The organism is Streptomyces sp. CGMCC 4.7035 (assembly GCF_031583065.1).
Lineage (GTDB): Bacteria > Actinomycetota > Actinomycetes > Streptomycetales > Streptomycetaceae > Streptomyces > Streptomyces yaanensis.
Genome location: NZ_CP134053.1, coordinates 1,503,682 through 1,528,691, shown reverse-complemented (window position 1 = coordinate 1,528,691; position 25,010 = coordinate 1,503,682). Strand labels below are relative to the sequence as shown.

Sequence of the window (25,010 nt, the reverse complement as noted above, 5' to 3'; positions counted from 1 at the left end):
ACAAGTCCCCGACACGCCCTCACACGATCACGTGTACGGACGTGAGCTCGACCGGATGGTGAGATGCACCGAAGATCTTCCGGTCGGAAGGGGGGAATTCCGCAAAGGACCGGCCCTGATAGGCCGCCTGGAGGCGGTTCGGGGGTCACCCGTTATCCGATTTTGACATAGAGGGGCATCTGATTGCCCAAGTCCGAATGGCAAGATGCCTCATCACACGAGGTCGCGACACCCAAAGGTGTGTGTTCTCGTCGACCCATCGGCACCAACCGATTCCGCCGGAGGAACCCACGATGACCGCAAGCTCCACCCGTCGTACGACCGTCACGCGCTCCCGGATAGCTGCGGTCGGCGCCCTCGCGGTCGCGGGCACCCTGGTACTCACCGGGTGCGGTGACCAGACGAAGAACAAGGACAACGGTTCGAGCAGCAGCGCCTCGGCGTCGGCTCCGCTGGCCGACAAGCTTCCCGCGTCGATCCGCCAGGCCGGTGTCGTCAAGGTGGGCTCGGACATCGCCTACGCGCCCGTCGAGTTCAAGGACGGCTCCGGCAAGACGGTCGGCCTGGACCCGGACCTCGCCGACGCCATGGGCAAGCAGCTCGGTGTGAAGTTCCAGTTCGAGAACGGCACGTTCGACGCCCTGCTCACGGGTCTCCGCTCGAAGCGCTACGACATCGCCATGTCCGCGATGACCGACAACAAGAGCCGCCAGGAGGGTGTCGACCCCGACACCGGCAAGAAGGTCGGTGAGGGCGTCGACTTCGTCGACTACCTGACCGCGGGTGTCTCGATCTACACCCGCAAGGGCGACACCGGCGGGATCACGTCGTGGGCCGACCTGTGCGGCAAGAAGCTCGCCGTGGAGCGCGGCACGGTCTCCGAGGACCTCGCCAAGGCCGAGACCAAGAAGTGTTCGGGCGGCAAGAAGATCACCATCGAGGCCTTCGACGACGACCAGCAGGCCCAGACCCGTCTGCGTTCCGGCGGTGCGGACGCGGCCTCCTCCGACTTCCCGGTCGCCGCGTACGCGGTGAAGACCTCGGGCGGCGGCAAGGACTTCGAGCTCGTCGGCCAGCAGGTCGAGGCCGCCCCGTACGGCATCGCGGTCGCCAAGGCGAACACCCAGCTGCGGGACGCCCTCCAGGCCGCGCTGAACGCGGTGATCAAGAACGGCGAGTACGAGAAGATCCTCGCGAAGTGGGGCGCCGAGGACGGCGCCGTGAAGGAGTCCGTCGTCAACGGCGGCAAGTGACCGCGCGCGCGGCCACTGAAAGGCATGACCAGTGACTGTTGACATCGACAAGACGGCGGGTCCCGAGGACACTCCCCCGGCCGGGCCGGAGGCCATCAAGGCCATTCCGGTCCGGCACTACGGGCGGTACGTCTCCGCCGTCATCGCGATCGGGATCCTCGTCGCGATCATCTACGCGTTCGGCCAGGGCAAGATCAACTGGCACGCGGTTCCGGACTACTTCTTCGACGACCGGATCATGACCGGCGTCGGCAAGACCCTCCTGCTGACGGTCCTGTCGATGCTGATCGGCATCGTCGGCGGCATCCTCCTCGCGGTGATGCGCCTGTCGAAGAACCCGGTGACCTCGTCCATCGCGTGGTTCTACATCTGGTTCTTCCGCGGTACCCCGGTCCTGGTCCAGCTGTTCCTCTGGTTCAACCTGGGCCTGGTCTTCGAGTACATCAACCTCGGTCCGATCTACAAGAACTACTGGTCGGACTTCATGACGCCGCTGCTGACGGCGCTGCTCGGCCTGGGCCTGAACGAGGCCGCCTACATGGCGGAGATCTGCCGGGCCGGCCTGCTCGCCGTCGACGAGGGGCAGACCGAGGCCGCCCACGCGCTGGGCATGAGCCACGGCAAGACGCTGCGCCGGATCGTCATCCCGCAGGCGATGCGCGTGATCGTGCCGCCGACGGGCAACGAAGTGATCAACATGCTGAAGACGACCTCGCTCGTGGCGGCCGTCCAGTATCCCGAGCTCTTCCGCTACGCCCAGGACATCGGCCAGGTCTCCGGCGCCCCGGTGGAGATGTACTTCCTCGCCGCCGCCTGGTACCTGATCATGACGTCGGTCCTCAGCGTCGGTCAGTACTACGTCGAGCGGTACTACGCGCGCGGTTCCAGCCGCCAGTTGCCGCCGACCCCGTGGCAGAAGGTGAAGGCCCATCTGACGTCCTTCTCGAGCAGGAAGGTCACGGCATGACCGAGAAGACCGTCAAGGACAGCGCGTCCGGCACCCTCATGGTGAAGGCCGAGGGCGTCCACAAGTCCTTCGGGGCGGTCGAGGTCCTCAAGGGCATCGACCTGGAGGTCAAGCCGGGCGAGGTGTTCTGCCTCATCGGCCCCTCCGGCTCCGGCAAGTCGACGTTCCTCCGGTGCATCAACCACCTGGAGAAGATCAACGCCGGGCGGCTGTACGTCGACGGCGAGCTGGTCGGCTACCGGCAGCAGGGCGACAAGCTGTACGAGCTGCGCGACCGCGAGGTCGCGTTGAAGCGCCGGGACATCGGCATGGTCTTCCAGCGCTTCAACCTGTTCCCGCACATGACGGCCCTGGAGAACGTCATCGAGGCGCCGGTCCAGGTCAAGGGCGCGAACAAGGCCCAGGCCAGGGAGCGCGCGATGCAGCTCCTGGAGCGCGTGGGCCTGGCCGACCGGGCCGGGCACTACCCCTCGCAGCTCTCCGGTGGCCAGCAGCAGCGCGTCGCCATCGCCCGGGCCCTCGCGATGGACCCGAAGCTGATGCTGTTCGACGAGCCGACGTCGGCGCTGGACCCGGAGCTGGTCGGTGACGTCCTCGACGTCATGCGTGACCTGGCCGAGTCCGGTATGACCATGGTCGTCGTCACCCACGAGATGGGCTTCGCCCGCGAGGTGGGCGACTCGCTCGTCTTCATGGACGGCGGCGTGGTGGTCGAGTCCGGTCACCCGCGTGACGTCCTGTCGAACCCGCAGCACGAGCGGACGCAGTCGTTCCTGTCCAAGGTGCTCTAGGAGTCCGAAGCACTCCAGGAGTACGAAGGCACTCCAGGAGTACGAAGGCGCTCCAGGAGTACGAAGGCGCTCCAGGAGTACGAAGGCGCTCCGGGAGTACGTACGACGAAAAGGGGCGGTACGGGATCCTCGTACCGCCCCTTCGTGCTGCCCGCAGCCCGCCCGGGAGCTACGGCAACAGCTCCGGCTTCAGCGCCAGTTCACGCAGCTGCGCCCGCGTCAGCGGGAACGTCTTGAGCAGCGGGCCCTGCGAACCACTACCGAGGAAGCCCGTCCAGTCCCGGACGGTCAGCAGCGTTCCGTCCTTGAGGCTCAGGCGCGCGTACAGCTCGGTGCCGCTGTGCTTCGGCTGGACCTCGGTCGCCGGATCCGGGGTCGACTGCCAGAGGGACAGCAGCGCCCCGCCGGACACCTCCTCGGTCGTGCAGTTCACCATCGGGGGCGAGACATGGGCGGCGATGACGCACGGGTCCTTGTCGGCCTCCCTGGCCGCGGGGTCCGTCCCGGCGTCCGTGGCCTTGCGGTCCTTGCCGGAGTCGACGACGTGCACCGTGAGGTATCCGGTGCCCCCGTCCCGGGTGACCGCGTACTCGCCGTCGTACGGCCCGGCCTTCGGGCCCCCCAGCGGCTTCTTCGTCCCCTTGATCAGCTGCCCCAGCGACACCTCGCGGATCTTTCCGACCCCAGCGGGCAGCAATCCCTCGAACCCGGCCGGCTTCGTGGTGAACTCGCCGGCCGTGGGGGTGCTCGCGACGTTCGCCTCCTGGTGGCCGTTCAGCACCCCCGGTCCGAGGACCAGGCCCGTGGCGACCACGGCCGCGGCGGCCCCGGTCGCCGCGGCCCCGGTCGCCGCGGCCCGCCTGCGCCACCGCAGCCGTGAGGCGCGCTCGAAGACGGCCTCACTGCCCCGGCCCGCCGGCACCGGCACGTCGTCGACGGCCCGGCCGAGCAGCTCCCTCACCTCTTCGCGCTCGACTTCCTTGTACGTCATACGTGTTCCTCCCGCACGACGGCCCTCAGGGCCGCCAGTCCCCTTGCCGTGTGGCTCTTGACCGTGCTCTCCCGCATCCCGAGCAGCTCGGCCGTGGCGGCCACACTCAGGTCCTCCCAGTACCGCAGTACGAGGACGGCCCGCTGCTTGGGCGCGAGCTGGGCGAGAGCGGCCCGCACCATCAGTCCGGTGTCGCTGTCCACCAGCCGCTCGGGCACGTCCGGCACCTCGCCGTACGCCTGCTCGCGCCGCCAGAAGCGGCGGCGCGCCGAGATGAAGGTGTTGACCAGCGTCTTGCGTGCGTACGCCTCCAGGTGCTCCAGGCGTCCGTGCCGACGCGCGCCGAGGACGACCTTGACGAGGGTCGTCTGGACGAGGTCCTCCGCCTCGTCGCGGTTGCCGCACAGCAGATAGGCACTGCGGAACAGCGCCGTGCGCCTGCCCTCGACGAAGGCGTGCAGAGCCGCTTCCCCGCTCCGCGTCATCCCGCCCCCCTTCTCCAGCTCCCCGGCCCGCCGGTCCCGGGCCGTCTCACCCTTCCAGTGCGGTGGAGGGCGGTTCGGGACGCGGTCGAGGCGGTACGGATTTTCCGTACCGCCTCGACCCGGGTCCGCGGGGGCCTACTTGAGCGCGAGGAGCAGCGTGTCCGAGGGCGAGGACCACACCGGGCGGGCCTCGGCGAAGCCCTTGTCGCGCAGCACGCGCGCGTGCCGGGCGGCGGACGGCATCTCGCCGTCGGCGTGAACACCGTAGATCTCGAAGCGGCGGGCGGTCGGCGCGGCGAGCACGGGGTCCTTGGCGGCCAGCGCCCACCAGTCGGCCCAGTCGAGGGCGCCGCCGCGCATGGCCTGATCCATGCGGGCGCGCCGCTGGGCGCTCTCGGCCGCGTTGATCCGGGGCGTGGTGTCGTCGATCATGTGGTCGGCGTTCATGAAGACGCCTCCGTAGCGGACGAGTTCCGCGACCTGACCGTAGAGCGCCTGAAGGGACTCGGTGCGCAGCCAATGGAGGGCCGTGGCCGTGAGGACCGCGTCGTACGCCTCGTACGGCAGTCGGGCGGGCCAGTCGGGGTCCTTGAGGTCGGCCTCGACGAACGTGACGCGCTCGTCGCCCTCGAAGGTGCCGCGGGCGATGGTGAGCAGGGCGGGGTCGAGGTCGACGCCGGTGCTGGTGGCCTTCGGGAAGCGGGCGAGGAGCCGGGCGGTGATGCTGCCCGTGCCGCACGCGAGGTCCAGGACGCGTGGCTCGGGGCCGACGAAGGCTTCCACCATGTCGAGCATGATCCGGAAGCGGTCCTCGCGGTCCGGCATGTACCACTCCTGCTGCCGGTCCCAGCTCTCCTGCCAGGCCTGCCAGTCGGTACCCGCGGTGGATCCGGCCGTGGTGGTCATGGAAGCCCCCTTCTCCACTGAACCTCGTAATACCCTGTAAGCACGATCATCTGTTACGTGACCGCGGTCACGACGATAGAGCGCCCCCGTAAGGACTACAAGTGGAACTGGCCTATTACTCGGATTACGCCGTGCGTCTCGTGAACAGCGAGGAACCGGCCCGGGGCAAGGACTCCCTCACCTCGGTGGAGGCCGTCCGCGACCTCTTCGGGGCCAACTCGTCGGCGGCCCGCCGCGCCACCGACGCCGACGTGACCCGGTTCCGCTCGGTCCGGGCCCGACTGCGCGCGGTCTTCGAGGCGGCGGACAAGGGCGACGAGACGCTGGCCGTGGACCTGCTGAACTCGCTGCTCCTGGAGTTCCCGGTGAGCCCGCAGATCTCCGGCCACGACTACCGGGACGACAACGGGCGCCCGCTGTGGCACATGCACCTCGCGGACCACCCCTCGAACGCGACCGCGGGCTACGCGGCCATCGCCGCGATGGGCCTGGCCTTCCACCTCACGGAATACGGCGTGGACCGCCTGGGCCTGTGCGAGGCAGTCCCCTGCCGCAACGCGTACCTCGACACCTCGACGAACCGCTCCCGGCGATACTGCTCGGACCGCTGCGCCACGCGCGCGAACGTGGCCGCCTACCGCGCGCGCAAGCGCTTGGAGGCCGACCGGTCGGAGAACACCGGCCGGGCGGCCGAGAGCGCCCAGCGCACCAGTGCGAGCGGCGAGCGCTGACCGTTCCTGAGCGGCCGGTAACGGAACCACACCTTCCCGAGGACGAGCTCCTCGGGAACGGCGCCGTAGTCGGTGCTGTCCCCGCCCGCGTACGGATTGTCGCCGAGCACCCACCAGCCGCCCTCGCGCAACTCCACGGCGCGCTTGACGACGAGCAGGTCCTGCTGGAAGGGATGCCGCAGCACGACGACGTCGCCCGGCCGAACCCGCGCCCCGTACTGGACGAGGAGCCGGTCACCGTGCTGAAGCGTGGGCACCATGGACGGTCCCGTCACCTCGGCCGGCCCAAACGGCAGCAAGGCCCTCGTGCGTTCGGTCTCCTGCGACAGCTCCGGCATCACCGGCACCTCCCCGGTCCGATCCTCCACCAGTCCCAGTGTCACCCCGGACTTTTGACGTAAGCCCATGGGGGCACCCGCGAAAACCCGTCCCCCACGGAGTAATGTCCCACCTGAGAAGACGATCACGAGGAAGGACAGCTTCATGCTCTCCCGCCTGTTTGCCCCCAAGGTCAAGGTCAGCGCCCACTGCGACCTGCCCTGTGGCGTCTATGACCCGGCCCAGGCCCGCATCGAGGCGGAGTCGGTGAAGGCCGTGCAGGAAAAGATGGCCGCCAACGACGACCCGCACTTCCAGGCTCGCGCCACCGTCATCAAGGAGCAGCGCGCCGAGCTCGCCAAGCACCACGTCTCGGTGCTGTGGAGCGACTACTTCAAGGCCCCGCACTTCGAGAAGTACCCGGAGCTGCACCAGCTGGTCAACGACGCCCTGAAGGCCCTCTCGGCCGCCAAGGCGTCCACGGACCCGGCGACGGGCCAGAAGGCGCTGGACTACATCGCCCAGATCGACAAGATCTTCTGGGAGACCAAGAAGGCCTGATCGCGATCATGCCCTCTGACCTGCGATTACTAGGTTGGTTGCAGCGTCTGCCCGTCCGCACCCGGTCCACAGGCCGCCCAGCATGGCGTCCATGATGGATCGGGTGCGGTCTTCTTTGCGGAGCCCTTGTCGTTCCGGGCGACCGGCGCCGACCGATCCCCTGGACCGACGTCCCTGGACGGGAAGTTCAACGCACCCGGGGCGGGGGCCTCGTCGTGCACACCACGGAGGGCGCATCGGGTTCGGTGACCGCGGTGCCTGGTCAGCCGCGGGCCGTTCCGCCAACGGTGTTCATCGCAGGGTGAGCGGGGTCTCGGAGCCGACGCGGGTCAGCTTCTCGGGGTTGCGGACGTAGTAGAGGCCGGTGATGCGGTCGTCCTCGACACGGAACGCCAGGACGCCGTCGATCTCGCCGTCCAGGCGCAGGACGAGAGCCGGGTTGCCGTTGACCACGGTGGGGTCACCGGTGAGCGTGGCTCCAACCTTGCCGGAGCCGCCGACGATGAAACGGGCCACCTTGTCGGCGCCGATGATCGGCCGTCGCGCGGCCTGCTTGACGCCGCCGCCGTCGCTCACGAGGACGACCTCGGGGGCGAGTACGTCAAGGAGACTCTGCAGGTCCCCGGTGACGAGCGCGCGCCGGAACGACTCCAGGGCCGCCCGGGTTTTGCTGGGGGAGACCACTTGGCGGGGGCGGCGGGCGTCGACGTGCCGGCGGGCGCGGTGCGCGATCTGGCGGACGGCCGCGGGGCTCTTGTCGACGGCGGCCGCGATCTCGTCGTAGCCGACGTCGAAGACCTCGCGCAGCACGAAGACGGCGCGCTCTGTCGGCGACAGTGTCTCGAGGACGAGCATGAGCGCCATCGACACACTCTCGGCGAGCTCGACGTCTTCGGCCACGTCCGGCGCGGTGAGCAGCGGCTCGGGCAGCCAGGGGCCGACGTACGCCTCCTTGCGGCGGGTCATGGTGCGCAGCCGGTTGAGCGACTGGCGGGTCGCGATCCGGACCAGGTAGGCGCGCGGGTCGCGCACCTGTCCCAGATCGGCCTCGACCCACCGCAGCCAGGTCTCCTGGAGGACGTCCTCGGCGTCGGCCGCCGATCCGAGCATCTCGTACGCGACGGTGAAGAGCAGGTTGCGGTGGGCGATGAACGTCTCGGTCGCCGGATCAGCGGCGTGGTCGGCCATGTCCCGGCCTCTCTCCTTCGCGGCCGGCCCAGGTTGCCGACCGCCGTCAAGCGCATCCACAGCGAGGTCCTTTCTCCTCGGTGACTTCCTCGGTGACTTCCTCGGTGGCCGTTCGACCCCACCTTGTACCAGCCCGGCTAGGCCGCGCGTTCAGCGGTGGCCGACGCCTCGTCGCGCTCGGCCCGCAGAAGCTCCTGGCGCTTGCCTTCCTTGAACAACTTGTGCAAACGGTAGGAACCGGGCTTGCGTCCCTCGTCCGCCAGTTGCTTGACGGTGCCCTTGCAGATGAACTCCTTGAGCTTCGCGCCCGATCGGCCACCGAGGTAGTACCCCTTCGCCGTGTCCTCCTTGTCGGCGAACTGGAAGATACCGAGGCGACGGCCCAGGCTGATGCACTGGCCGGCGAACCCTATGGTGAGGGTCGCGGGCCGCTCACCCGCGATCCGGCTGAGCACCGTGTCGGCGGCGTGGGCGCCCAGCGGACCCGCGGCCTGGCAGCTCATCCGGAGGGGCAGGTTCGAGGGTGCCGCCGAATCCCCGGCCGCGACGATGCGCGCGTCGTCCACGCTCGTCAACGTCTCGTCCGTGAGCAGGCGGCCCAGGGCGTCGGTGCTCAGCCCGCTGCGCGCGGCCAGGTCCGGCACGCCGAATCCGGCGGTCCAGATGGTCACCTCGCTCGGCAGCGTACGGCCGTCACCGAGCCGCACGGCATCGCGTGTCACGGCCGTCACCTTCGCGTCGGGGCCGTCGAGGACGTTCACACCGAGTTCGGCCAGCCGCTTGGCAACCGAGCGTCGACCCCGCGGGTGCAGGTAGGGGCCGAGCACCCCGCCGCAGACCAGGGTCACGGCGCGGCCCAGCTCCGCCAGCTCGGCGGCGGTCTCGATGCCGGTCGGACCGGCTCCGACGACCGTCACCGCGGCCGTCGCGGGCGCGGCGTCGACGATCGGCCGCAGCCGCTGCGCCTCCTCCAGGCCTGCGATCGGGTAGGCGAACTCGGCCGCTCCGGGCACGCACGGGTCGGCGCTGCCACTGCCCACCGCGTAGATCAGGTAGTCGTAGCCGACCGTGCCGCCGGTCGCCAACATCACGCTGCGCTCGGCCGCGTCGATCCGTGTCACGGTGTCGACCACCAGCCGGACGCCCTCGCCCAGGATCTCCCGGTAGTCGACGACCGCGTCATGGGACCCGCCCACCACCTGGTGCAGGCGGATCCGCTCGACGAAGGTCGGGCGCGGGTTGATCAGCGTCACTGTCACGTCGTCGCGCTGCGTCAGGCGATTGGCGGCCATGACGCCGGCGTATCCGCCGCCGATCACGACGACCTCGGTGTTCTCGGTCATGGTGTCTCCTCCGGTTCCAGGGGTTCGGCCACAAGACACCGCGTGCTCGATAGTTGTGACGGCACGTGAGACAGGTCACTCCACACGGGCGGGCTCGGCTGAGAAACCCCGCATTCCTCAGGCCACCGGTGCAAAAGGCGTCGCCGCCTTGATGCGCGCCGCGAGGCCGTCGAGGAGGGTGGTCAGGCCGAACTCGTACAGCGATGCGGGCGACAGGTCGCCTCGGTGGCGACAGACGCGAACGATGTGCCGCATGCCGTGCGCCACGAGCCGGATCCGGCTGAGGTTGAGGGCAGCGGACATGCCGGCCGCCGACGCGCCGGAGAACACCCGCACGGAAGCGGTCCGTCTCCCCGACTGCACAGCGCGCTGACCCGCTGGGCGGGCCCGGCCCGAACCGCCGGCCGGGCCCCTTCGCGTTCCCGTCAGTCCTCCCCGCTCGGCCGCTCCGTCCAGCGGAACCACGCCGTCTCGCCGTCGATGTGGAGGAGGAAGTCGGCGACCGGGTTGCCGGGCGCGGTCAGCGCGACCGCTTCGGTGATCGCCTCGTACGCCTCCTCCCACTGCTCGTACGCATCGTCGATCCGGTCCACGAGCGCCAACTCCCGCTCGAACAGCGGACGCAGCTCCGCGAAGCCGGTGTGTGCGGTGAAACGGCCGTGCAACCAGGGGAAGTCGGCGTCCTCAACGAGGATCTCGCCTACGACGCCGCCGGTGCGACGACCCACCAGTCGCCAGGTCTCCCCGATGAACCCCATGAAGCTCCTATAGATCGTCAAGCTGATCTGCTGGGTCCATAGGATGCGTTTGTGGCTCGGTTCGATGAGGTGAAGGCGACGTTCTGGGGCGAGGGCCTGTATGGGGTTCAGCCCCCGCTGACCGACGCGGTCATCCGGGACGCCGAGCACCGGCTCGGTGTCCGTCTGCCGGCCTCGTTGCTGGAGATCCTGCAGGTTCAGAACGGCGGCCTGGTGGCGGAGTCGTGGAACGCGTTCCCGACGGACGTGCCGACGTCGTGGAGCGAGAACCACGTTCCGCTCGACGACATGAGGGGCATCGGCCATCACGACGGCCAGTCGTCCTTGCTGGACTCGGGTTACCTGGTTGAGGAGTGGGGTCTTCCTTCACCTCTTGTTCTGCTTTCCGGTGACGGTCACTCCTGGATTGCTCTCGACTACCGAGCATGCGGAGAGAGCGGGGAGCCGTCCGTGACGTGGTTCGACGTGGACGACGGCACCGAGCTCCCGCTGGCGACGGACTTCACGGAGTTTGTCGAGCGGCTGACTGCGGCCGCGTCCTTCGACCTTGATGACGCGAACGGCAGCCGGTCGGCGTCATGATCTGGCTCCGGCCGAGCTTGCCGTGTTCACAATGCCTGTGCTCCTGAGGTGCCTGTAGACCTCGCGGGCGACGAACCTCTTCAGACAGCGCATGATGTCCTTGGTGGACATGCCCTCGGTGGTGCGTCTGGCGACGTAGTCCCGGGTTCGTTGGTCGTGCCGCATGCGGACCAGGACGATGGTGTAGAGGGCACTGTTGGCGTTGCGGTCCCCGCCGCGGTTGATGCGGTGACGGTTGGTCCGGCCGGACGAGGCGGGGATCGGGGCGGCCCCGCACAGATGCGCGAAGGACGCTTCGGACCGGAGCCGGTCGGGGTTGTCTCCCGCGGTGATCAGCAGCTGGCCGGCCGTCTCCGTGCCCACCCCGGGCAGTGCGACAAGGCTGGGTGCCGCCCGAGTCACGAGGGGAGCCAGGTCCGCGTCGGCCTCTTTGATCTCCTGCTGAAGGGCCTGATAGCGCCGGGCCAGGCGGCGAAGTGCCGTCTTGGCAGCGCAGGCCGGGTCCGTGAGATCACCGGCGGGCCTGGCCGTGCGAGGGTGTCGATCAGCACGCCGGTGGGCAGCCCACGCAGCTTGTCCCGCAGGGTGGAGGGCGCGGTGACCATCAGGGAACGGATCTGGTTGATGGTCTGCGTGCGGGCCTTGACGGCGCTCTTTCGGACCACGCGCAGAGCGCGGATCGCTTCCACGATCCCGTCCCGGCTCTTCGGTGTTCCGCTCGCCCGGCCGGACAGGACGGCGGTGGCCGCCGCGTAGGCGTCGATCGGATCGGACTTGCCGTGGGCCCGCCGGGCCCTGCGGTCCGGCCGGTCGACCTCGACGACCGTGATGCCGTTCGCGGTGAGGAACCGTGCGAGTTCGGCGCCGTAGGCGCCGGTGCCCTCCATCCCGACCGCGATGACGTCGCCTTGGGCACGTAGCCAGGCCAGCAGCTGCTCGTAGCCGGCCGAGTTCGTTTTGAACGGTTGAGTGTCCAGGTGGCGGCCGACCGAGTCGATCACAGCGGCTTGGTGGACGTCCGTGTGGGTGTCGATTCCGCCGATCACCGCTATCTCGGGCGCTGTCATGCTCGGCTCTGCCGTCCTTCCGTATGGGTACCGGACCGGCGTGTGCTGCCCGGGCCGACGGACGAGACAGTGATGAGGCTGGTGGCCAAGCTCCTATGAGGTCACGGACACCCGTGAGCACACGCGGTGGCGTCGTTCGGCGGCCGACAATTCAACAGACGGACAGCCGAAACGTCAGTCAGACCCGGAGTCAGACCCCCGAACGACGCCAGGGAAATCCTCACTATCAGACCCCTTTGTCGGTCGTCACCCGAGTAGGTCGGAGTATGCCCGGTGGATCTCGCCGAGTCCTGGGGCGGAAGTTCGTGCGGACCCGTTGTCGGTGGTGCGTGCGATGCTGTGGACGTGGACATCGACGACCTGGTCCGGCTGCGGCGGGCGCGTGACCGGATGGACCGTGAGTACGCACAGCCGCTGGACGTGCCGGCGCTCGCACGCACCGCGCTGATGTCGCCGGGGCACTTCCAGCGCAGCTTCCGCGCGGCGTACGGGGAGACGCCGTACAGCTATCTCATGACCCGCCGCATCGAGCGGGCCAAGGCGCTGCTGCGGCGCGGCGACCTGACCGTGACAGAGGTGTGCTTCGAAGTGGGGTGCACCTCGCTGGGGTCCTTCAGCTCGCGGTTCACGGAGCTGGTCGGCGAGACCCCGAGCGCGTACCGGGCGCGGTCGCACGAGCAGGGGGCGGGGATTCCGGCATGCGTGGCGAAGGGACTGACGCGGCCACGGCGGGGACAACCGCCGAATACCCAGACGGATCCGCATGTGCAGCTCTGACGTGTCTGACGCGTCTGACGTGTCTGACGTGGCGCTCATGCCGTGGTCGAGGGGCCCGACAGTGCGGCGAGTCGGCTGGACCAGGTGTGCCTCGACCTCGCCCCGGCCGTGTTCGACGTGGAGGTCGCGTTCTGGAGCGACCTCACCGGCTGGGAGTCGCTGCCCGGCTCCCTCCCGGAGTTCCACGTGGCCAGGCCGCCCGCCGCCCTCCCCGTCCGCATCCTGCTGCAACGCCTCGGCACCGACCGCCCCACCTCCGCCCACCTCGACCTCGCGTGCGTGGACATCGACACGGTCCGGGCCCGGCACGAGCGGCTCGGCGCCACGTTCGTCGCCTCCGGCACCCACTGGACCGTGATGCGCGACCCGGCGGGCGGCACATACTGCCTGACGGGCCGCGACCCCTGGACCGGCAGCCTGCCTCGCCAGAGTTTCCTCAGCGGCCCGGCGCACCCTGCTGCACCGCGTACGCGCACACCACGATCGTCGACCCCGTGGCCGACGTCGGCGTCGGACAGGGCGTCCCCCGCACATCGGCGGACAGCAGCGGCGCCGGCGCACGCTCCCACCTGGCCGGAGGATCGGGCTCGTTCGCGTCCTGCAGCCACAGCGTGAGCCCTCCGCCCGCCAGCACCAGGGCGGCCCATACGCCGACCGCCCACCGCCACGCCCGGCGCCGTCCCCCCGCCCCGGTCACGCTCGGGCCGCCGCCCCGCCGTCCCAGACCTCCACGTCCACCACGGCGGACACCGGTATCGGCCCGTACACGTGCGGGAACTCCTCGTCGCCCGGTTTCGCGGCCTCGTAGCGCAGCGGGGCGGTCAGCCGCTCGGGGTCGATGACCAGCAGCACCAGTTCGTCGGGCCCGTCGTACTCCGCGTACACGAACCGTGCCACGGACGGGACCTGGTGGCGCAGTGAGCAGTGGATGAAGCCCTCCTCCTGGAGGGTGCGGCCGCGGGTCGACATCTCGTAGGTGCCGGTCGCGCGGGCCGCCTCCCACAGGGAGCGCTCGGTGAGGTGCACAAGAGGTTCGGACATGCCATCAACCTACGGCCTCGGTCCACAGCCCAAGGCCTCGGCCGCGCTTCTTGGTCTCGCTGTACTGTCTCGCTGTACGGCCCTCTACACGCTCGTCCCGGATTCCCGGCCATCCGGTCGCCCCGGGTCGCTCGTCCCGGATTCCTGGATACCCGGTCGCCCCGGGTCTTTCGTCCCGGGCTCTTGAACGCCCGTTCGTTCCGGGTCTTCCGTGACCGGTTCGCGGATCCTGTCCCGGGGCGTCTCCTCGGGCTGCGGCGGCACGTACGCCGGGCACTCGGGATTGCGGCAGGGGCCGGGGCGCCACAGGGGAACCCAGGCGCCCAGCGTCTTGTGACGCCGTACGACCGTGGCGACCGGCTGTCCGCACGACGGACAGACATGGTCCTCGCTGCCCATGCCTTCAGGGTAGGGCGGGCAAGGGGCGCGGCGCTTCCCGAGACGGATCGCGTCCCGGGTACGCATCGCTTCCCCGGTGCGGATTCAGCGCGGCTCGCGCCACATCGGCCACATCCGCGGGCCGTCCGGGAGGTGCAGGGTGCGGCCGGTGAAGGCGAAGCCGAGGCGTTCGTACAGCCTGGTGCTACGGCGACTGCTGGCCTCCAGATAGGCGGGCAGGCCCGCACGGTCGCAGCGGACGAGTTCGTGTTCGATCAGCGCGGTGCCCAGGCCCTCGCCCTGGTGCCGCGGTGCCACGCCGATCATCCAGAGGTATGCGTGCGCGCGGTCGGCGGGATGCGACTCGGCCGTCAGCCGGGCGATCCGCTCGACGCGTTCGTTCTCCGGGTCGACGGCCTCGCGCAACCGCACGGCGTCGTCCCCGCCCTCTTCTCCGAAGTGGTCACCGGCAGGTTCTCCCGCGTGGTCACCGGCGGGCTCTACAAAGTGCTCACCGGCAGGCTCTACGTAGTGCTCATCGGCGGGCACGGACAGCCACAGGGCGCACGCCCTGCCGTCCTCGGTCATGTCGACGCGTCCCTCGGCGAGCACGACGTCGGTGAACGCGGCCATCAGCCGGTGGTGCGTCGTACGGCGGTACTCCTCGCCCGGAAAGACCCAGCGACTGACCGGATCGTCGCCGAAGGCCTCGTCCAGCAGCCGGACGACCAGCTCGCGGTCGCTCCCGTCCGCCGTCCGGATCGCCACGCCCATCCGCCCACCCCTCGTGTCAACCGACCTCGTGCGTCCGGCGGTTGCAGCCTAACCGGAACGCGCTCGGCGCGGGTGCCCGGCGGGCGAAGGAGCGGACCCCGCACACATGGGGATGTGCGGGGCCCGTCCGGGCCGGAGCCACGGGCGCCGTGCGGGGTCAGGAGCCGCACAGGCCCGGTGCTCCGGGGTCTCTCGGTGGTGGTGGTCGGGTGGTGGCGGTCAGGTGGTACGCCGGGTCACGAACTCGGCCAGGGCCAGCAGGCCGCCCGCCGCCTCCGGGTCGGGGACCGCCCGGGACAGCTCCTGCATCGCCCGGGCCATCCGGTCGGCCGCCTGCGACTGCGCCCAGTCGCGGCCGCCCGCCTGCTCGACGGCGAGGACCGTGCGCTCCAGCCCCCCTTCCTCGTACGGCTCTCGGTACAGCTCGGCCAGGTCGGCGGCCGCCGGGGTGCCGGAAGCCAGCGCGGCGACCACGGGCAGCGACTTCTTACGGGCCATGAGGTCCGCGCCGGCCGGCTTGCCGGTGCGGCTCGGGTCCCCCCAGATGCCGATCACGTCGTCGATGAGCTGGAAGGCGAGCCCGGCCTGACGGCCGAACGCGTCCAGCGCCTCGACGTCCGCCTCGTCCGCCCCCGCGTACAGGGCGCCGAGCGCGCAGGCGCAGCCGAGCAGTGCGCCCGTCTTCGCCTCGGCCATCGCAAGCACCTCGTCGAGGGTGACCTCGTGGGGGCCGCGCCTCTCCATGGCCGTGTCCGTGTGCTGACCCGCGCACAGTTCGACGACACAGGCCGCGAGACGGGCGGCGGCCGCCCCGGACGCCGGGTGCGGATCCTCGGCGAGCAGCCGCTGGGCCAGCGCCTGCAGGGCGTCCCCGGCGAGGATCGCGTCGGCGTCGCCGAACACGGTCCAGGCGGTGGGGCGGTGCCGACGGGTGGTGTCCCGGTCCATCACGTCGTCGTGCAGCAGCGTGAAGTTGTGCACGAGCTCCACGGCCGCCGCGGCCCCTACGGCAGCCGACTGCCGTCCGCCGAGCGCGCGGGACGCGGTCAGGACCAGCGCGGGGCGTATCGCCTTGCCCGCGTTGCCGGCCGCCGGGGAGCCGTCCGCGTGCTCCCAGCCGAAGTGATAGCGCGCGATCCGGCGCATCGAGTCGGGCAGGGTGTCGATGGCCCGGCGCAGCTCCGGGTCGACCGAGGCGCGGGTGCGCTCCAGTATCACCGCCGCTTCGTGCCCGTCGTACGGTTCCGCAGGGGCCGGGAGCGGGCCGTGCCGTCCAGGTGCACTCGCCGGGCTCTGCCTGTCGAGGGTCGTGCTCTGCTTCGACTCCGTCATGAACTCACCCATCGGACCGCCTCGGAGAGTCTGCGGACGGCGGCACTTCCGCCTCCGCTGGGCGCGCATCCCGAGGGTGTACCCGCCCTGACGGGCGGGAACACGGCCTGCCGCTTGTGTGCGGCGAACAGCGATGGCGTCACCTCCAGCGGCCGATCTCTACGTTCTCCAGGACCCCCAGCGCGTCGGGCACCAGGACGGCGGCCGAGTAGTAGGCCGTGACCAGGTAGCTGATGATCGCCTGTTCGTTGATGCCCATGAAGCGCACGGACAGGCTGGGCTCGATCTCGTCCGGGATGCCCGCCTGCTGGAGACCGATGACGCCCTGCTCGGCCTCGCCCGTACGCATGCAGATGATGGAGGTCGTACGGGCCTCGGTGACCGGGATCTTGTTGCAGGGGAAGATCGGCACTCCGCGCCAGGTGGGGATGCGGTTGCCCGCGATCTCGACGGACTCGGGGACGAGTCCGCGCCTGTTGCACTCGCGGCCGAACGCGGCGATCGCGCGCGGGTGGGCGAGGAACAGCTTGGATCCGCGCCTGCGGCTGAGCAGTTCGTCCAGGTCGTCGGGGCTGGGAACGCCGTCGTGGGGCTGGAGGCGCTGGTCGTACTCGCAGTTGTGGAGCAGGCCGAACTCCCTGTTGTTGATGAGTTCGTGCTCCTGGCGCTCCTTCAGTGCCTCGACCGTGAGCCGCAGCTGCTGCTCGGTCTGGTTCATCGGCTGGTTGTAGAGGTCGGCCACGCGCGTGTGGATGCGCAGGACGGTCTGCGCGATGCTCAGTTCGTACTCGCGGGGCGCGGCCTCGTAGTCGACGAAGGTGTGCGGGATGTCCGGCTCGCCGGCGTGGCCCGCGGCGAGGTCGATCGTCTTCTCGCCGTACTTGTTGGTGCGCTGTTCGGGGATCGATCGCTGCTGGTCGAGGTGGTCGCGCAGGGACTCGGCGCGTTCCGCGATCTGTTCGACGTCCCGGCGGGGGAGGGCGAGCACCGTGCAGGCGGTGACCGCGCGGGCCGTGTACTCCCAGATGGCGTCCGGGTCGAGCAGTGCCTGTTCGCCGAAGTAGGCGCCGTCGGCGAGGACACCGAGCACCGCGTCGTCGCCGTAGGGGCCCGTGCCGATCTTCTCGAGCTTGCCGTGCGCGAGCAGGAACACCTCGTCGGCCTGGCTGCCGAACTCGGCGAGCACGTCCCCGGGCGCGAACCTCCGCTGCTGGCAGCGCCGGGCGAGTTCGCCGAGCACTTCCTGGTCGTCGTAGGTGCGCAGGGCGGGCAGCTCGCCCAGCTCCGCGGGGATGACCGCGACCTGGTCGCCGGTCTTCACGAACGTCACACGGCCGTCACCCACGGAGTAGGTGAGGCGGCGGTTCACCCGGTACGTGCCGCCCTGCACGTTCACCCACGGCAGCATGCGCAGCAGCCATCGTGAGCTGATCTCCTGCATCTGGGGCGCGGACTTGGTGGTGGTGGCCAGGTTCCGTGCGGCCGCTGTGCCGAGACTCTGCTGCGGCTTGTCCTGCCCCGCTCGGACCTCTTCGCCTACCGACATGTGGAATTGCCCTCCCGGTCACGCATTGCTTGCGAAGAGAAGCCTTCCATCACGGAGCGTGTCGGTGCTATTACCCGAAAGAGCGGGAATGGATCACCGCAGGCCTGGGCAGAGTGGGGCACTTTGTCGAGCGGCGACCGGTGCCGACAATGGCGGGGTGACCAGCCCCGACGTGCCGCACACCGCCGAGCCCGCCCCCGAAGCGCTCGACCCGTCCGTGCTGCGCCCGCGCCTGCCGTCGCCGTTGCAGGAGGCGGCGGACGAGCGCTTCGCGCGGCACGGCGTCCGGCTGCTGCTCAAGCGGGACGATCTGATCCATCCGGACCTGGTCGGCAACAAGTGGCGCAAGCTCACCCCGAACCTGCGGGCCGCGGCCGGCCGCCCCCTGCTCACCTTCGGCGGCGCCTACTCCAACCATCTGCGGGCCACGGCCGCGGCGGGCCGGCTGCTGGGGCTGGAGACGATCGGTGTGGTCCGCGGTGAGGAGCTGGCCGACCGCCCGCTCAACCCCTCCCTGGCCCGGTGCGCGGCCGACGGCATGCGGCTGCACTTCGTCGACAGGTCGACGTACCGCCGCATATCGGAGCCGGGAACCCTGGCCGGCATCCTGCGCGCGGCGGACGCCGAGGAGGCGTACGTCGTGCCGGAGGGCGGCAGCAACCCCCTCGCCGTACGCGGCTGCCACGCGCTCGGCGAGGAGCTGCGCGGCCGTGCGGACGTGGTCGCCGTGGCCTGCGGCACCGGCGGCACCCTGGCGGGGCTGGCCGCGGGACTGGCCCCGGACCAGCGGGCCGTGGGGGTCGCGGTGCTCAAGGGCGACTTCCTGGCCGCCGAGACGGCCGCGCTCCAGACCTTGGCGTTCGGGGGCCGTCGCGGCACCTGGACCGTGGACACCCGCTTCCACTTCGGCGGCTACGCCCGCACGTCGGACGAACTCGAAGCTTTCGCGGACGACTTCGAGTCCCGCCACGGCCTCCCGGTGGAACGTCTCTATGTCGCCAAGCTGCTGTACGGACTTGTCGCCCTGACCGAGGAGGGCGCGTTCCCACAGGGGACGACGCTGGCCGCCGTGATCACCGGACGGCCCTTCTCCTAGCCGCGGTCGGGTCCTTCGTCCTACTCCCTGGCATGGACGAAGGAACGGCTTCCTCACCGGCGAGGACGGAGGGACCACGGCCGGAAGGCCGACTCTCCCCCACCACAGCCGAACGCGCGGCTCACGTCGTCTCCCGGTAGGCCGCCGCCTCCTCCAGGTCCAGTCGTCGCAGCAGGGTGCGGAGCATCTCGTCGTCGATGTAGCGGTGGTTGCGGAGTTTCACGAAGACCTCGCGTTCCGCTCCGATCATCTCGCGGGACAGCCGGCTGTAGGTGTCGTCGACCGTTTCGCCGGTCACCGGGTTCACCGAGCCCAGCCGCTCCCAGACGGCGTTGCGGCGGCGTTCCAGAACCGTGCGCAGGCGGTCGGCCAGTGGGGGCGGCAGGGCGTTGCGCTCGTCGTCGAGGAGCTCGTCCAGGCGCTGCTCGGCGACCCGGGACGCCTGTGCCTGGGCGTTGGCCTCCGCGAGGGTCTCCGCCTGCGCGTCGCGCCCCGGCAGCCGCAGCACCCGGATCAGCGGGGGCAGGGTCAGCCCCTGCACCACCAGCGTGCCGATCACCGTCGTGAAGGTCAGGAAGAGGATCAGGTTGCGGTTGGGGAAAGCGCCGCCGCCGTGGATGGTCTGCGGGATCGAGAAGGCGATCGCGAGCGAGACCACGCCGCGCATCCCCGCCCAGCCGATGATGAACGGCCCCTTCCACGTGGGGTTCGCCTCGCGCTCCCGGATGTGCCGGAACAGCAGGCGCGGCAGGAAGGTCCCCGGATACACCCACACGAACCGCGACGCGACGACCACGAGGAACACGGCCACCGCGTACCAGGCCGCGCGCGTGCCCTCGTACTGACCGAGTCCCTTCAGGACGACCGGCAGTTGCAGCCCGATGAGCGCGAACACCGCCGACTCCAGGAGGAACGCGACCATCTTCCACACCGCCTCCTCCTGAAGGCGGGTCGCGAAGTCCACCTGCCAGTTGTGGTACCCGAGGTAGAGGGCGACGACGACCACGGCGAGCACCCCGGACGCATGGACCCACTCCGCTGCCCCGTAGGCGACGAACGGGATCAGCAGGGAGAGGGTGTTCTGCAGCAGCGCCTCCTTCAGGTGCGTACGCAGCCAGTGGATCGGCATCATCAGCAGCAGGCCGATCGCGACACCGCCGACCGCCGCGAGCAGGAACTCGCGCACCCCGTCCGCCCAGGTCGCGCCCTCCCCGATCGCCGCCGCCAGCGCCACCTTGTACGCGGTGATCGCGGTCGCGTCGTTCACCAGCGACTCCCCTTGCAGGATCGTGGTGATCCGCGACGGCAGCCCCACCCGCCGGGCGACCGCCGTCGCCGCGACCGCGTCCGGTGGAGCGACCACCGCTCCCAGCACCATCGCCGCGGGCAGTGACATGCCCGGCACGATCAGATACACCGCCCAGCCCACGACGAGCGTCGCGAACAGCACATACCCGACGGACAGCAGCGCCACGGGCCGCATCTGCGCCCGCAGGTCCAGGTACGAGCTGTCGGTGGCCGCCGTGTACAGCAGCGGGGGCAGCACCAGCGGCAGGACGATGCCGGGGTCGAGGGTGTACTCGGGCACGCCGGGCAGGTACGAGACGGCGAGGCCCGCCGCGACCAGCAGCAGCGGCGCGGGCACAGGGGTGCGTCGCGCGGCCCCGGCGACTGCGGCGCTGCCGGCGACCAGCAACAGCAGTGGCAACACATTCATCGTCTTCCGCCCGCCCTCGATTTCCGCGCGGCTTCCCGCGGACCCGTCGTAACCTGGCAATCATGAAACAGTGCACGCACGCGGGCGCGCTGCCGCAGCCCGAGCCCGAGGCCCAGAGCGAAACGTGCCTGGAGTGTCTGGCCGCCGGCACGCACCCGGTGCAACTGCGGCTGTGCCTGGAGTGCGGACACGTGGGCTGCTGCGACTCCTCGCCCCTGCGGCACGCGACCGCGCACCACAAGGACAGCGGCCACCCGGTCATGCGCACCTTCGAGCCGGGCGAGGACTGGCGCTGGTGCTTCGTCGACCATGTACTCGTGTGACTGTGTATCCGTACTCGTGTGACTCTGGATTTCGACGGTTCGGCAGTCTGACGCCGGGGTACGTCAACCCGGCGCGCGCTCTTCCCAATTGAGCCCGCAAGACCCCTAGCCACTGTGTGTATCCATAGGTTTACTATGAGTGACAGAAAGGGGTCGGGGTCCCAAGGACAGGAAAGTCGAGAGCGCGATAGCGTCACCGCTGAACCACGTAGGGCGTTACCCCGGGGGGCGACCCTCGGCCCCGAAAGAGCTTGTACCACCTTGGAGGTGAGGGTGTCCCAGATCGCAGGCGAGCCCGCGACCCAGGACTTCGTGGAAGTCCGGCTGCCGGCAGCGGGTGCCTACCTGTCGGTGCTGCGTACGGCCACGGCCGGCCTCGCGGCCCGTTTGGACTTCACCCTCGACGAGATCGAGGACCTGCGCATCGCGGTCGACGAGGCCTGCGCGATCCTGCTGCAACAGGCCGTGCCCGGCTCGGTGCTCAGCTGTGTCTTCCGGCTCATCGACGACTCACTGGAGGTCACGGTCTCCGCCCCGACCACGGACGGTCACGCCCCCTCGCGGGACACCTTCGCCTGGACCGTTCTGTCGGCCCTGGCCGGCAAGGTCTCCTCCGCGGTCGCCGACGACAAGACCGTGTCCATCAGCCTCTACAAACAGCGCGGCGCGGGACCCGGGCCGGCGTGACGAACGGGGACGGGCCGGTGCGGGACGAAGAGCGCGGCACACGGGAACTTTCCGCCGGGAACGCCGGCGGCCCGAGCGGGTCGCGGCGCATGGCGGACGGCGTGGACAGCATCCCCGAGCAGGCCCGTCCGCATCCGGTGGACGACGCTTCGGCGGCCGAGGCCCCCGATCGGGAGGGGTCGGCCGACGGGGCCGGGGCGGTCGACGCGGCCGGGGCGGTCGACGCGGCCGGGGCGGTCGACGCGCGAGGCGACGGACGAGGGGATCCAGACGGTGCCACGCGGAGCACGTCCTCCGGAGGAAATGGGGCCTCCCCTGCTCGAGCGGAGTCGAGAGCTTGGGGAAGGGTGACGGGCGGGACGATGAGCGAGCACGAGCGAAACGCTGAGCAGAGTGTGCCGGGCGGCGCACAGCACGACCCACAGGACCGCAGCGGAGCGCGGGCCCTGTTCGTCGAGCTGCGCAAGCTGCAGGAGGGCAGCCCGGAGTACGCGGAGCTGCGCAACCAGCTGGTCCGTATGCACCTGCCGCTCGTCGAACACCTCGCGCGCCGCTTCCGCAACCGGGGCGAGCCGCTGGACGACCTGACCCAGGTCGCCACCATCGGCCTGATCAAGTCGGTCGACCGTTTCGACCCGGAACGCGGCGTCGAGTTCTCGACGTACGCGACCCCGACGGTCGTCGGCGAGATCAAGCGCCACTTCCGCGACAAGGGCTGGGCGGTACGGGTGCCGCGGCGTCTGCAGGAGCTGCGCCTGGCCCTGACGACGGCCACGGCCGAGCTGTCCCAGCTGCACGGCCGCTCCCCGACGGTCCACGAGCTGGCCGAGAAGCTGGCCATCTCGGAGGAGGAGGTCCTGGAGGGCCTGGAGTCCGCCAACGCGTACTCCACTCTGTCCCTGGACGTCCCCGACACGGACGACGAGTCGCCGGCGGTCGCGGACACGCTCGGCGCGGAGGACGAGGCGCTGGAGGGCGTCGAGTACCGCGAGTCGCTGAAGCCGCTGCTGGAGGACCTGCCGCCGCGGGAGAAGCGGATCCTTCTTCTCCGTTTCTTCGGCAACATGACGCAGTCGCAGATCGCGCAGGAGGTCGGCATCTCACAGATGCACGTGTCGCGCCTGCTGGCGAGGACACTGGCCCAGCTGCGGGAGAAGCTGCTGGTCGAGGAGTGACGAAGGGCGACCGGGATTCCGGTCGCCCTCGCAACTGCGTACGCCGACGGCGTACGCGCCGCCTACTTCTGGTCCTGTACGTTCCCGGGCCCCCGGATGCCCAGCGCCCGCGTTGTCGCCGGGTTCACCAAGAGCACCAGCGCCGCCACCGCGACCACCGCGAGCGCGATGCCGCCCGGGATCGCCACGCTGTCGGCCTGGAGCAGGCTGTACGCCACCGGCAAGGCCATGATCTGTGTGATGACGGCGGGCCCCCGGCTCCAGCTGCGGCGCAGCAGCAGACCCCGCGCGGCCAGCAGGGGCAGCAGCGCGAGCACGATCAGGGTGACACCGCCGGTGACGGCCTGCTGACGGTCGTCCGGCGAGCCCGTGAGGCCCAGGACGAACATCCAGACACCGCCCACGACCAGGGCGAGCCCCTCCAGGCCGGCCAGCGCCGCGGCGGCGGTCAGCCGCACGGGACGGGACTGGGTGTCGGGCGTCCGATGGGTGGGGTTCTGCTCAGCGCTCACCCCTGAAGAGTAGCCCTCGGGCGGCACCCCACCGCCGACGCGGTCGGCGCCCAAAGAGCTGAACCCGGAGGACTGTGCTCAAGGCCACTCCTCGATCTCTTACCCGATCCCTAACTCGGGCTGGGACCGAGTACCACCCAGTAGGTACGCTGCAACCCATGCGTGCACTTCTCGTGGTCAATCCGGCGGCAACCACCACAAGTGCACGCACCCGTGACGTCCTGATCCACGCGCTGGCGAGCGAGATGAAGCTCGAGGCGGTCACCACCGAGTACCGCGGGCACGCCCGGGACCTCGGCCGGCAGGCCGCGGAGAGCGAGGACATCGAGCTGGTCGTGGCCCTCGGCGGCGACGGCACGGTCAACGAGGTCGTGAACGGTCTGCTGCACCACGGTCCCGACCCCGAGCGCCTCCCCCGCCTCGCCGTCGTCCCCGGCGGCTCGACCAACGTCTTCGCCCGCGCCCTCGGTCTGCCCAACGACGCCGTGGAGGCCACCGGCGCGATCCTCGACGCTCTGCGCGAGGAGCGCGAGCGCACGGTCGGCCTCGGTCTCGCCGCGGGCACCCCGGGCACGGAGGACGAGGGGGTGCCCTCCCGCTGGTTCACCTTCAACGCGGGCCTCGGCTTCGACGCGGGCGTGGTCGGCCGCGTCGAGCAGCAGCGGGAACGCGGCAAGCGGTCCACCCATGCGCTGTATCTGCGCCAGGTGGTGCGCCAGTTTCTGGACGAACCTCACCGCAGGCGCGGAACGATCACCCTGGAGCGGGCCGGCGAGGAGCCGGTCACCGATCTCGTCCTGTCCATAATCTGCAACACGGCACCGTGGACGTTTCTCGGCAATCGTCCGGTGTACGCGTCACCTAAGGCCTCGTTCGATACCGGGCTCGACGTACTCGCTCTCAGCCGCGTGTCCACGGCCTCGGTTGCCCGGTATGCCACCCAGTTGCTCACTTCGTCCCCCGAGCGCGGACCGCGCGGCAAGCACGTGGTGTCCCTGCATGACCTGAGCGGCTTCACCTTGCATTCGAAGGTGCCCCTGCCCCTGCAGATGGACGGCGACCACCTGGGGCTGCGTACGAGCGTGACGTTCACAGGCGTACGCCGTGCACTGCGTGTGATTGTGTGAGCAGAAGGGGCCAAAGTCCTTTCACTCGAACGTTTAGACCAGGATCCACCCCTTGGAAGTACGGCTGTGACCCAGTCGACACCAGGGAATCAAAAAAAACTTTCCGGAAGGGGTTGTATCCGCCGCCGAGGTTTGCGAGTCTCTACGTGGCGCTCGGGACAGCCCGCAACACCGGCCCCCATCGAGAGCCCGAACCCCTCCTCAATCCACAGGACCACGTCAGCGAGTCTGACGATCGGCCCTTCACTTGTTGAGGGATTCGTGAAAGCGTTCACATTCACAAGCAATCTGCACGTAATACCAAGAGAGGTAGCAGCCATGGACTGGCGTCACAACGCCGTTTGCCGCGAGGAAGACCCCGAGCTCTTCTTCCCCATCGGCAACACCGGTCCCGCGCTGCTGCAGATCGAGGAAGCCAAGGCCGTCTGCCGTCGCTGCCCGGTTATCGAGCAGTGCCTGCAGTGGGCGCTCGAGTCCGGCCAGGACTCCGGCGTCTGGGGTGGTCTCAGCGAGGACGAGCGCCGCGCCATGAAGCGCCGCGCCGCCCGCAACCGGGCCCGTCAGGCCTCCGCCTGACGCACCCA

At 70.0% G+C, this 25,010-nt stretch carries 27 protein-coding genes and 2 pseudogenes; 14 read left to right on the top strand and 15 right to left on the bottom strand.

Annotation, left to right across the window (positions count from 1 at the left end; translation table 11 throughout):
- Positions 1–293: 293 nt before the first annotated feature.
- The 3 genes from Q2K21_RS06335 to Q2K21_RS06325 are packed head-to-tail and all read left to right on the top strand — an operon-like array spanning position 294 to position 3,011.
- A complete protein-coding gene (locus Q2K21_RS06335; RefSeq protein ID WP_310766741.1) occupies positions 294–1,253 on the top strand; it encodes an ABC transporter substrate-binding protein in 960 nt (319 codons plus the stop codon).
- Between the two features lie 31 nt (positions 1,254–1,284).
- Positions 1,285–2,220 carry an amino acid ABC transporter permease gene (locus Q2K21_RS06330; RefSeq protein ID WP_310766739.1) on the top strand — a complete coding sequence of 312 codons (936 nt, stop codon included), beginning with the start codon at positions 1,285–1,287 and terminating at the stop codon, positions 2,218–2,220.
- 38 nt (positions 2,221–2,258) lie between these two features.
- Positions 2,259–3,011 carry an amino acid ABC transporter ATP-binding protein gene (locus tag Q2K21_RS06325; protein WP_310780668.1) on the top strand — a complete coding sequence of 251 codons (753 nt, stop codon included), beginning with the start codon at positions 2,259–2,261 and terminating at the stop codon, positions 3,009–3,011.
- A 169-nt stretch (positions 3,012–3,180) separates the two neighbouring features.
- Here the strand turns inward: Q2K21_RS06325 and Q2K21_RS06320 are convergent, their stop codons facing one another.
- From Q2K21_RS06320 to Q2K21_RS06310, 3 genes are all read right to left on the bottom strand, one after another.
- Complete coding sequence (locus tag Q2K21_RS06320; RefSeq protein ID WP_310766736.1) at positions 3,181–4,002, bottom strand: hypothetical protein; 822 nt, start codon at positions 4,000–4,002, stop codon at positions 3,181–3,183.
- Positions 3,999–4,487 carry a SigE family RNA polymerase sigma factor gene (locus Q2K21_RS06315; protein ID WP_310766733.1) on the bottom strand — a complete coding sequence of 163 codons (489 nt, stop codon included), beginning with the start codon at positions 4,485–4,487 and terminating at the stop codon, positions 3,999–4,001. The genes Q2K21_RS06320 and Q2K21_RS06315 overlap by 4 nt, the downstream gene beginning before the upstream one ends.
- A 135-nt stretch (positions 4,488–4,622) precedes the next feature.
- Positions 4,623–5,393, bottom strand: a complete 771-nt coding sequence (locus Q2K21_RS06310; protein WP_310766730.1) for a class I SAM-dependent methyltransferase — start codon at positions 5,391–5,393, stop codon at positions 4,623–4,625.
- 101 nt (positions 5,394–5,494) lie between these two features.
- Here Q2K21_RS06310 and Q2K21_RS06305 point away from each other — a divergent pair, with 101 nt between their 5' ends.
- Positions 5,495–6,124 (top strand): CGNR zinc finger domain-containing protein, encoded by a 630-nt coding sequence (locus Q2K21_RS06305; protein WP_310766727.1) that lies wholly within the window; start codon positions 5,495–5,497, stop codon positions 6,122–6,124.
- Here the strand turns inward: Q2K21_RS06305 and sodX are convergent.
- Positions 6,028–6,462: a nickel-type superoxide dismutase maturation protease gene (gene sodX / locus Q2K21_RS06300; RefSeq protein WP_310780666.1), complete on the bottom strand. Its 435-nt coding sequence runs from the start codon at positions 6,460–6,462 to the stop codon at positions 6,028–6,030. The two genes, Q2K21_RS06305 and sodX, sit on opposite strands and share 97 nt — an antisense overlap.
- A 145-nt stretch (positions 6,463–6,607) precedes the next feature.
- On the opposite strand from sodX, the gene sodN reads away from it, so the two are divergent.
- Positions 6,608–7,003 carry a superoxide dismutase, Ni gene (gene sodN, locus Q2K21_RS06295; protein ID WP_067129094.1) on the top strand — a complete coding sequence of 132 codons (396 nt, stop codon included), beginning with the start codon at positions 6,608–6,610 and terminating at the stop codon, positions 7,001–7,003.
- A gap of 291 nt (positions 7,004–7,294) precedes the next feature.
- Here sodN and Q2K21_RS06290 read toward each other — a convergent pair whose 3' ends face one another.
- The 4 genes from Q2K21_RS06290 to Q2K21_RS06275 all read right to left on the bottom strand — a co-directional run bounded on the left by Q2K21_RS06290 (position 7,295) and on the right by Q2K21_RS06275 (position 10,292).
- Positions 7,295–8,191, bottom strand: a complete 897-nt coding sequence (locus tag Q2K21_RS06290) for an RNA polymerase sigma-70 factor (RefSeq protein ID WP_310766723.1) — start codon at positions 8,189–8,191, stop codon at positions 7,295–7,297.
- A gap of 137 nt (positions 8,192–8,328) precedes the next feature.
- Positions 8,329–9,534 carry an NAD(P)/FAD-dependent oxidoreductase gene (locus tag Q2K21_RS06285; RefSeq protein WP_310766719.1) on the bottom strand — a complete coding sequence of 402 codons (1,206 nt, stop codon included), beginning with the start codon at positions 9,532–9,534 and terminating at the stop codon, positions 8,329–8,331.
- 117 nt (positions 9,535–9,651) lie between these two features.
- Complete coding sequence (locus Q2K21_RS06280) at positions 9,652–9,870, bottom strand: hypothetical protein (RefSeq protein WP_310766716.1); 219 nt, start codon at positions 9,868–9,870, stop codon at positions 9,652–9,654.
- Positions 9,871–9,959: 89 nt separating this feature from the next.
- Complete coding sequence (locus Q2K21_RS06275) at positions 9,960–10,292, bottom strand: hypothetical protein (protein WP_310766713.1); 333 nt, start codon at positions 10,290–10,292, stop codon at positions 9,960–9,962.
- A gap of 51 nt (positions 10,293–10,343) precedes the next feature.
- Between Q2K21_RS06275 and Q2K21_RS06270 the strand changes: the two genes are divergently transcribed.
- Positions 10,344–10,874 carry an SMI1/KNR4 family protein gene (locus Q2K21_RS06270; RefSeq protein ID WP_310766710.1) on the top strand — a complete coding sequence of 177 codons (531 nt, stop codon included), beginning with the start codon at positions 10,344–10,346 and terminating at the stop codon, positions 10,872–10,874.
- On the opposite strand, the pseudogene Q2K21_RS06265 reads toward Q2K21_RS06270, so the two are convergent.
- Positions 10,869–11,941 (bottom strand): annotated as a pseudogene (locus Q2K21_RS06265) (IS110 family RNA-guided transposase). The gene Q2K21_RS06270 and the pseudogene Q2K21_RS06265 overlap by 6 nt on opposite strands.
- Before the next feature lie 345 nt (positions 11,942–12,286).
- Between Q2K21_RS06265 and Q2K21_RS06260 the strand changes: the two are divergent.
- Together Q2K21_RS06260 and Q2K21_RS06255 are read left to right on the top strand one after the other, a co-directional pair.
- The gene (locus Q2K21_RS06260) at positions 12,287–12,718 is read left to right on the top strand and encodes a helix-turn-helix transcriptional regulator (protein WP_310766707.1); all 432 of its coding nucleotides are present in this window, start codon (positions 12,287–12,289) and stop codon (positions 12,716–12,718) included.
- A gap of 54 nt (positions 12,719–12,772) precedes the next feature.
- Positions 12,773–13,141, top strand: a pseudogene (locus tag Q2K21_RS06255) (VOC family protein); the annotation flags it as partial.
- Positions 13,142–13,411: 270 nt separating this feature from the next.
- Here Q2K21_RS06255 and Q2K21_RS06250 read toward each other — a convergent pair.
- The 4 genes from Q2K21_RS06250 to Q2K21_RS06230 all read right to left on the bottom strand — a co-directional run bounded on the left by Q2K21_RS06250 (position 13,412) and on the right by Q2K21_RS06230 (position 17,789).
- Positions 13,412–13,759, bottom strand: coding sequence for a DUF952 domain-containing protein (locus Q2K21_RS06250; RefSeq protein WP_310766704.1), 348 nt, complete (start codon positions 13,757–13,759; stop codon positions 13,412–13,414).
- 483 nt (positions 13,760–14,242) lie between these two features.
- Positions 14,243–14,911 (bottom strand): GNAT family N-acetyltransferase, encoded by a 669-nt coding sequence (locus Q2K21_RS06240; protein ID WP_310766698.1) that lies wholly within the window; start codon positions 14,909–14,911, stop codon positions 14,243–14,245.
- Between the two features lie 219 nt (positions 14,912–15,130).
- Positions 15,131–16,243 (bottom strand): family 2 encapsulin nanocompartment cargo protein polyprenyl transferase, encoded by a 1,113-nt coding sequence (locus tag Q2K21_RS06235; RefSeq protein WP_310766695.1) that lies wholly within the window; start codon positions 16,241–16,243, stop codon positions 15,131–15,133.
- 139 nt (positions 16,244–16,382) lie between these two features.
- Complete coding sequence (locus tag Q2K21_RS06230; RefSeq protein ID WP_310766692.1) at positions 16,383–17,789, bottom strand: family 2B encapsulin nanocompartment shell protein; 1,407 nt, start codon at positions 17,787–17,789, stop codon at positions 16,383–16,385.
- A gap of 157 nt (positions 17,790–17,946) precedes the next feature.
- Between Q2K21_RS06230 and Q2K21_RS06225 the strand changes: the two genes are divergently transcribed.
- Positions 17,947–18,885: a 1-aminocyclopropane-1-carboxylate deaminase/D-cysteine desulfhydrase gene (locus tag Q2K21_RS06225; RefSeq protein ID WP_310766689.1), complete on the top strand. Its 939-nt coding sequence runs from the start codon at positions 17,947–17,949 to the stop codon at positions 18,883–18,885.
- A 121-nt stretch (positions 18,886–19,006) separates the two neighbouring features.
- On the opposite strand, the gene Q2K21_RS06220 is transcribed toward Q2K21_RS06225, so the two are convergent.
- Entirely contained in the window at positions 19,007–20,602 is a 1,596-nt protein-coding gene (locus Q2K21_RS06220) for a Na+/H+ antiporter (protein ID WP_310766686.1), read from the bottom strand.
- A gap of 62 nt (positions 20,603–20,664) precedes the next feature.
- On the opposite strand from Q2K21_RS06220, the gene Q2K21_RS06215 reads away from it, so the two are divergent.
- The 3 genes from Q2K21_RS06215 to Q2K21_RS06205 all read left to right on the top strand — a co-directional run bounded on the left by Q2K21_RS06215 (position 20,665) and on the right by Q2K21_RS06205 (position 22,787).
- Positions 20,665–20,925 carry a UBP-type zinc finger domain-containing protein gene (locus Q2K21_RS06215; RefSeq protein WP_310766684.1) on the top strand — a complete coding sequence of 87 codons (261 nt, stop codon included), beginning with the start codon at positions 20,665–20,667 and terminating at the stop codon, positions 20,923–20,925.
- A gap of 273 nt (positions 20,926–21,198) precedes the next feature.
- Complete coding sequence (locus tag Q2K21_RS06210) at positions 21,199–21,612, top strand: ATP-binding protein (protein ID WP_310766681.1); 414 nt, start codon at positions 21,199–21,201, stop codon at positions 21,610–21,612.
- A 17-nt stretch (positions 21,613–21,629) separates the two neighbouring features.
- Positions 21,630–22,787, top strand: a complete 1,158-nt coding sequence (locus tag Q2K21_RS06205; RefSeq protein ID WP_386276033.1) for an RNA polymerase sigma factor SigF — start codon at positions 21,630–21,632, stop codon at positions 22,785–22,787.
- A 62-nt stretch (positions 22,788–22,849) separates the two neighbouring features.
- On the opposite strand, the gene Q2K21_RS06200 is transcribed toward Q2K21_RS06205, so the two are convergent.
- Positions 22,850–23,299: a hypothetical protein gene (locus Q2K21_RS06200; protein WP_310766674.1), complete on the bottom strand. Its 450-nt coding sequence runs from the start codon at positions 23,297–23,299 to the stop codon at positions 22,850–22,852.
- A gap of 158 nt (positions 23,300–23,457) precedes the next feature.
- Here Q2K21_RS06200 and Q2K21_RS06195 point away from each other — a divergent pair, with 158 nt between their 5' ends.
- Together Q2K21_RS06195 and Q2K21_RS06190 are read left to right on the top strand one after the other, a co-directional pair.
- Positions 23,458–24,426: a diacylglycerol/lipid kinase family protein gene (locus Q2K21_RS06195; RefSeq protein ID WP_310766672.1), complete on the top strand. Its 969-nt coding sequence runs from the start codon at positions 23,458–23,460 to the stop codon at positions 24,424–24,426.
- A gap of 318 nt (positions 24,427–24,744) precedes the next feature.
- A complete protein-coding gene (locus tag Q2K21_RS06190; RefSeq protein ID WP_003992873.1) occupies positions 24,745–25,002 on the top strand; it encodes a WhiB family transcriptional regulator in 258 nt (85 codons plus the stop codon).
- Positions 25,003–25,010: the final 8 nt, after the last annotated feature.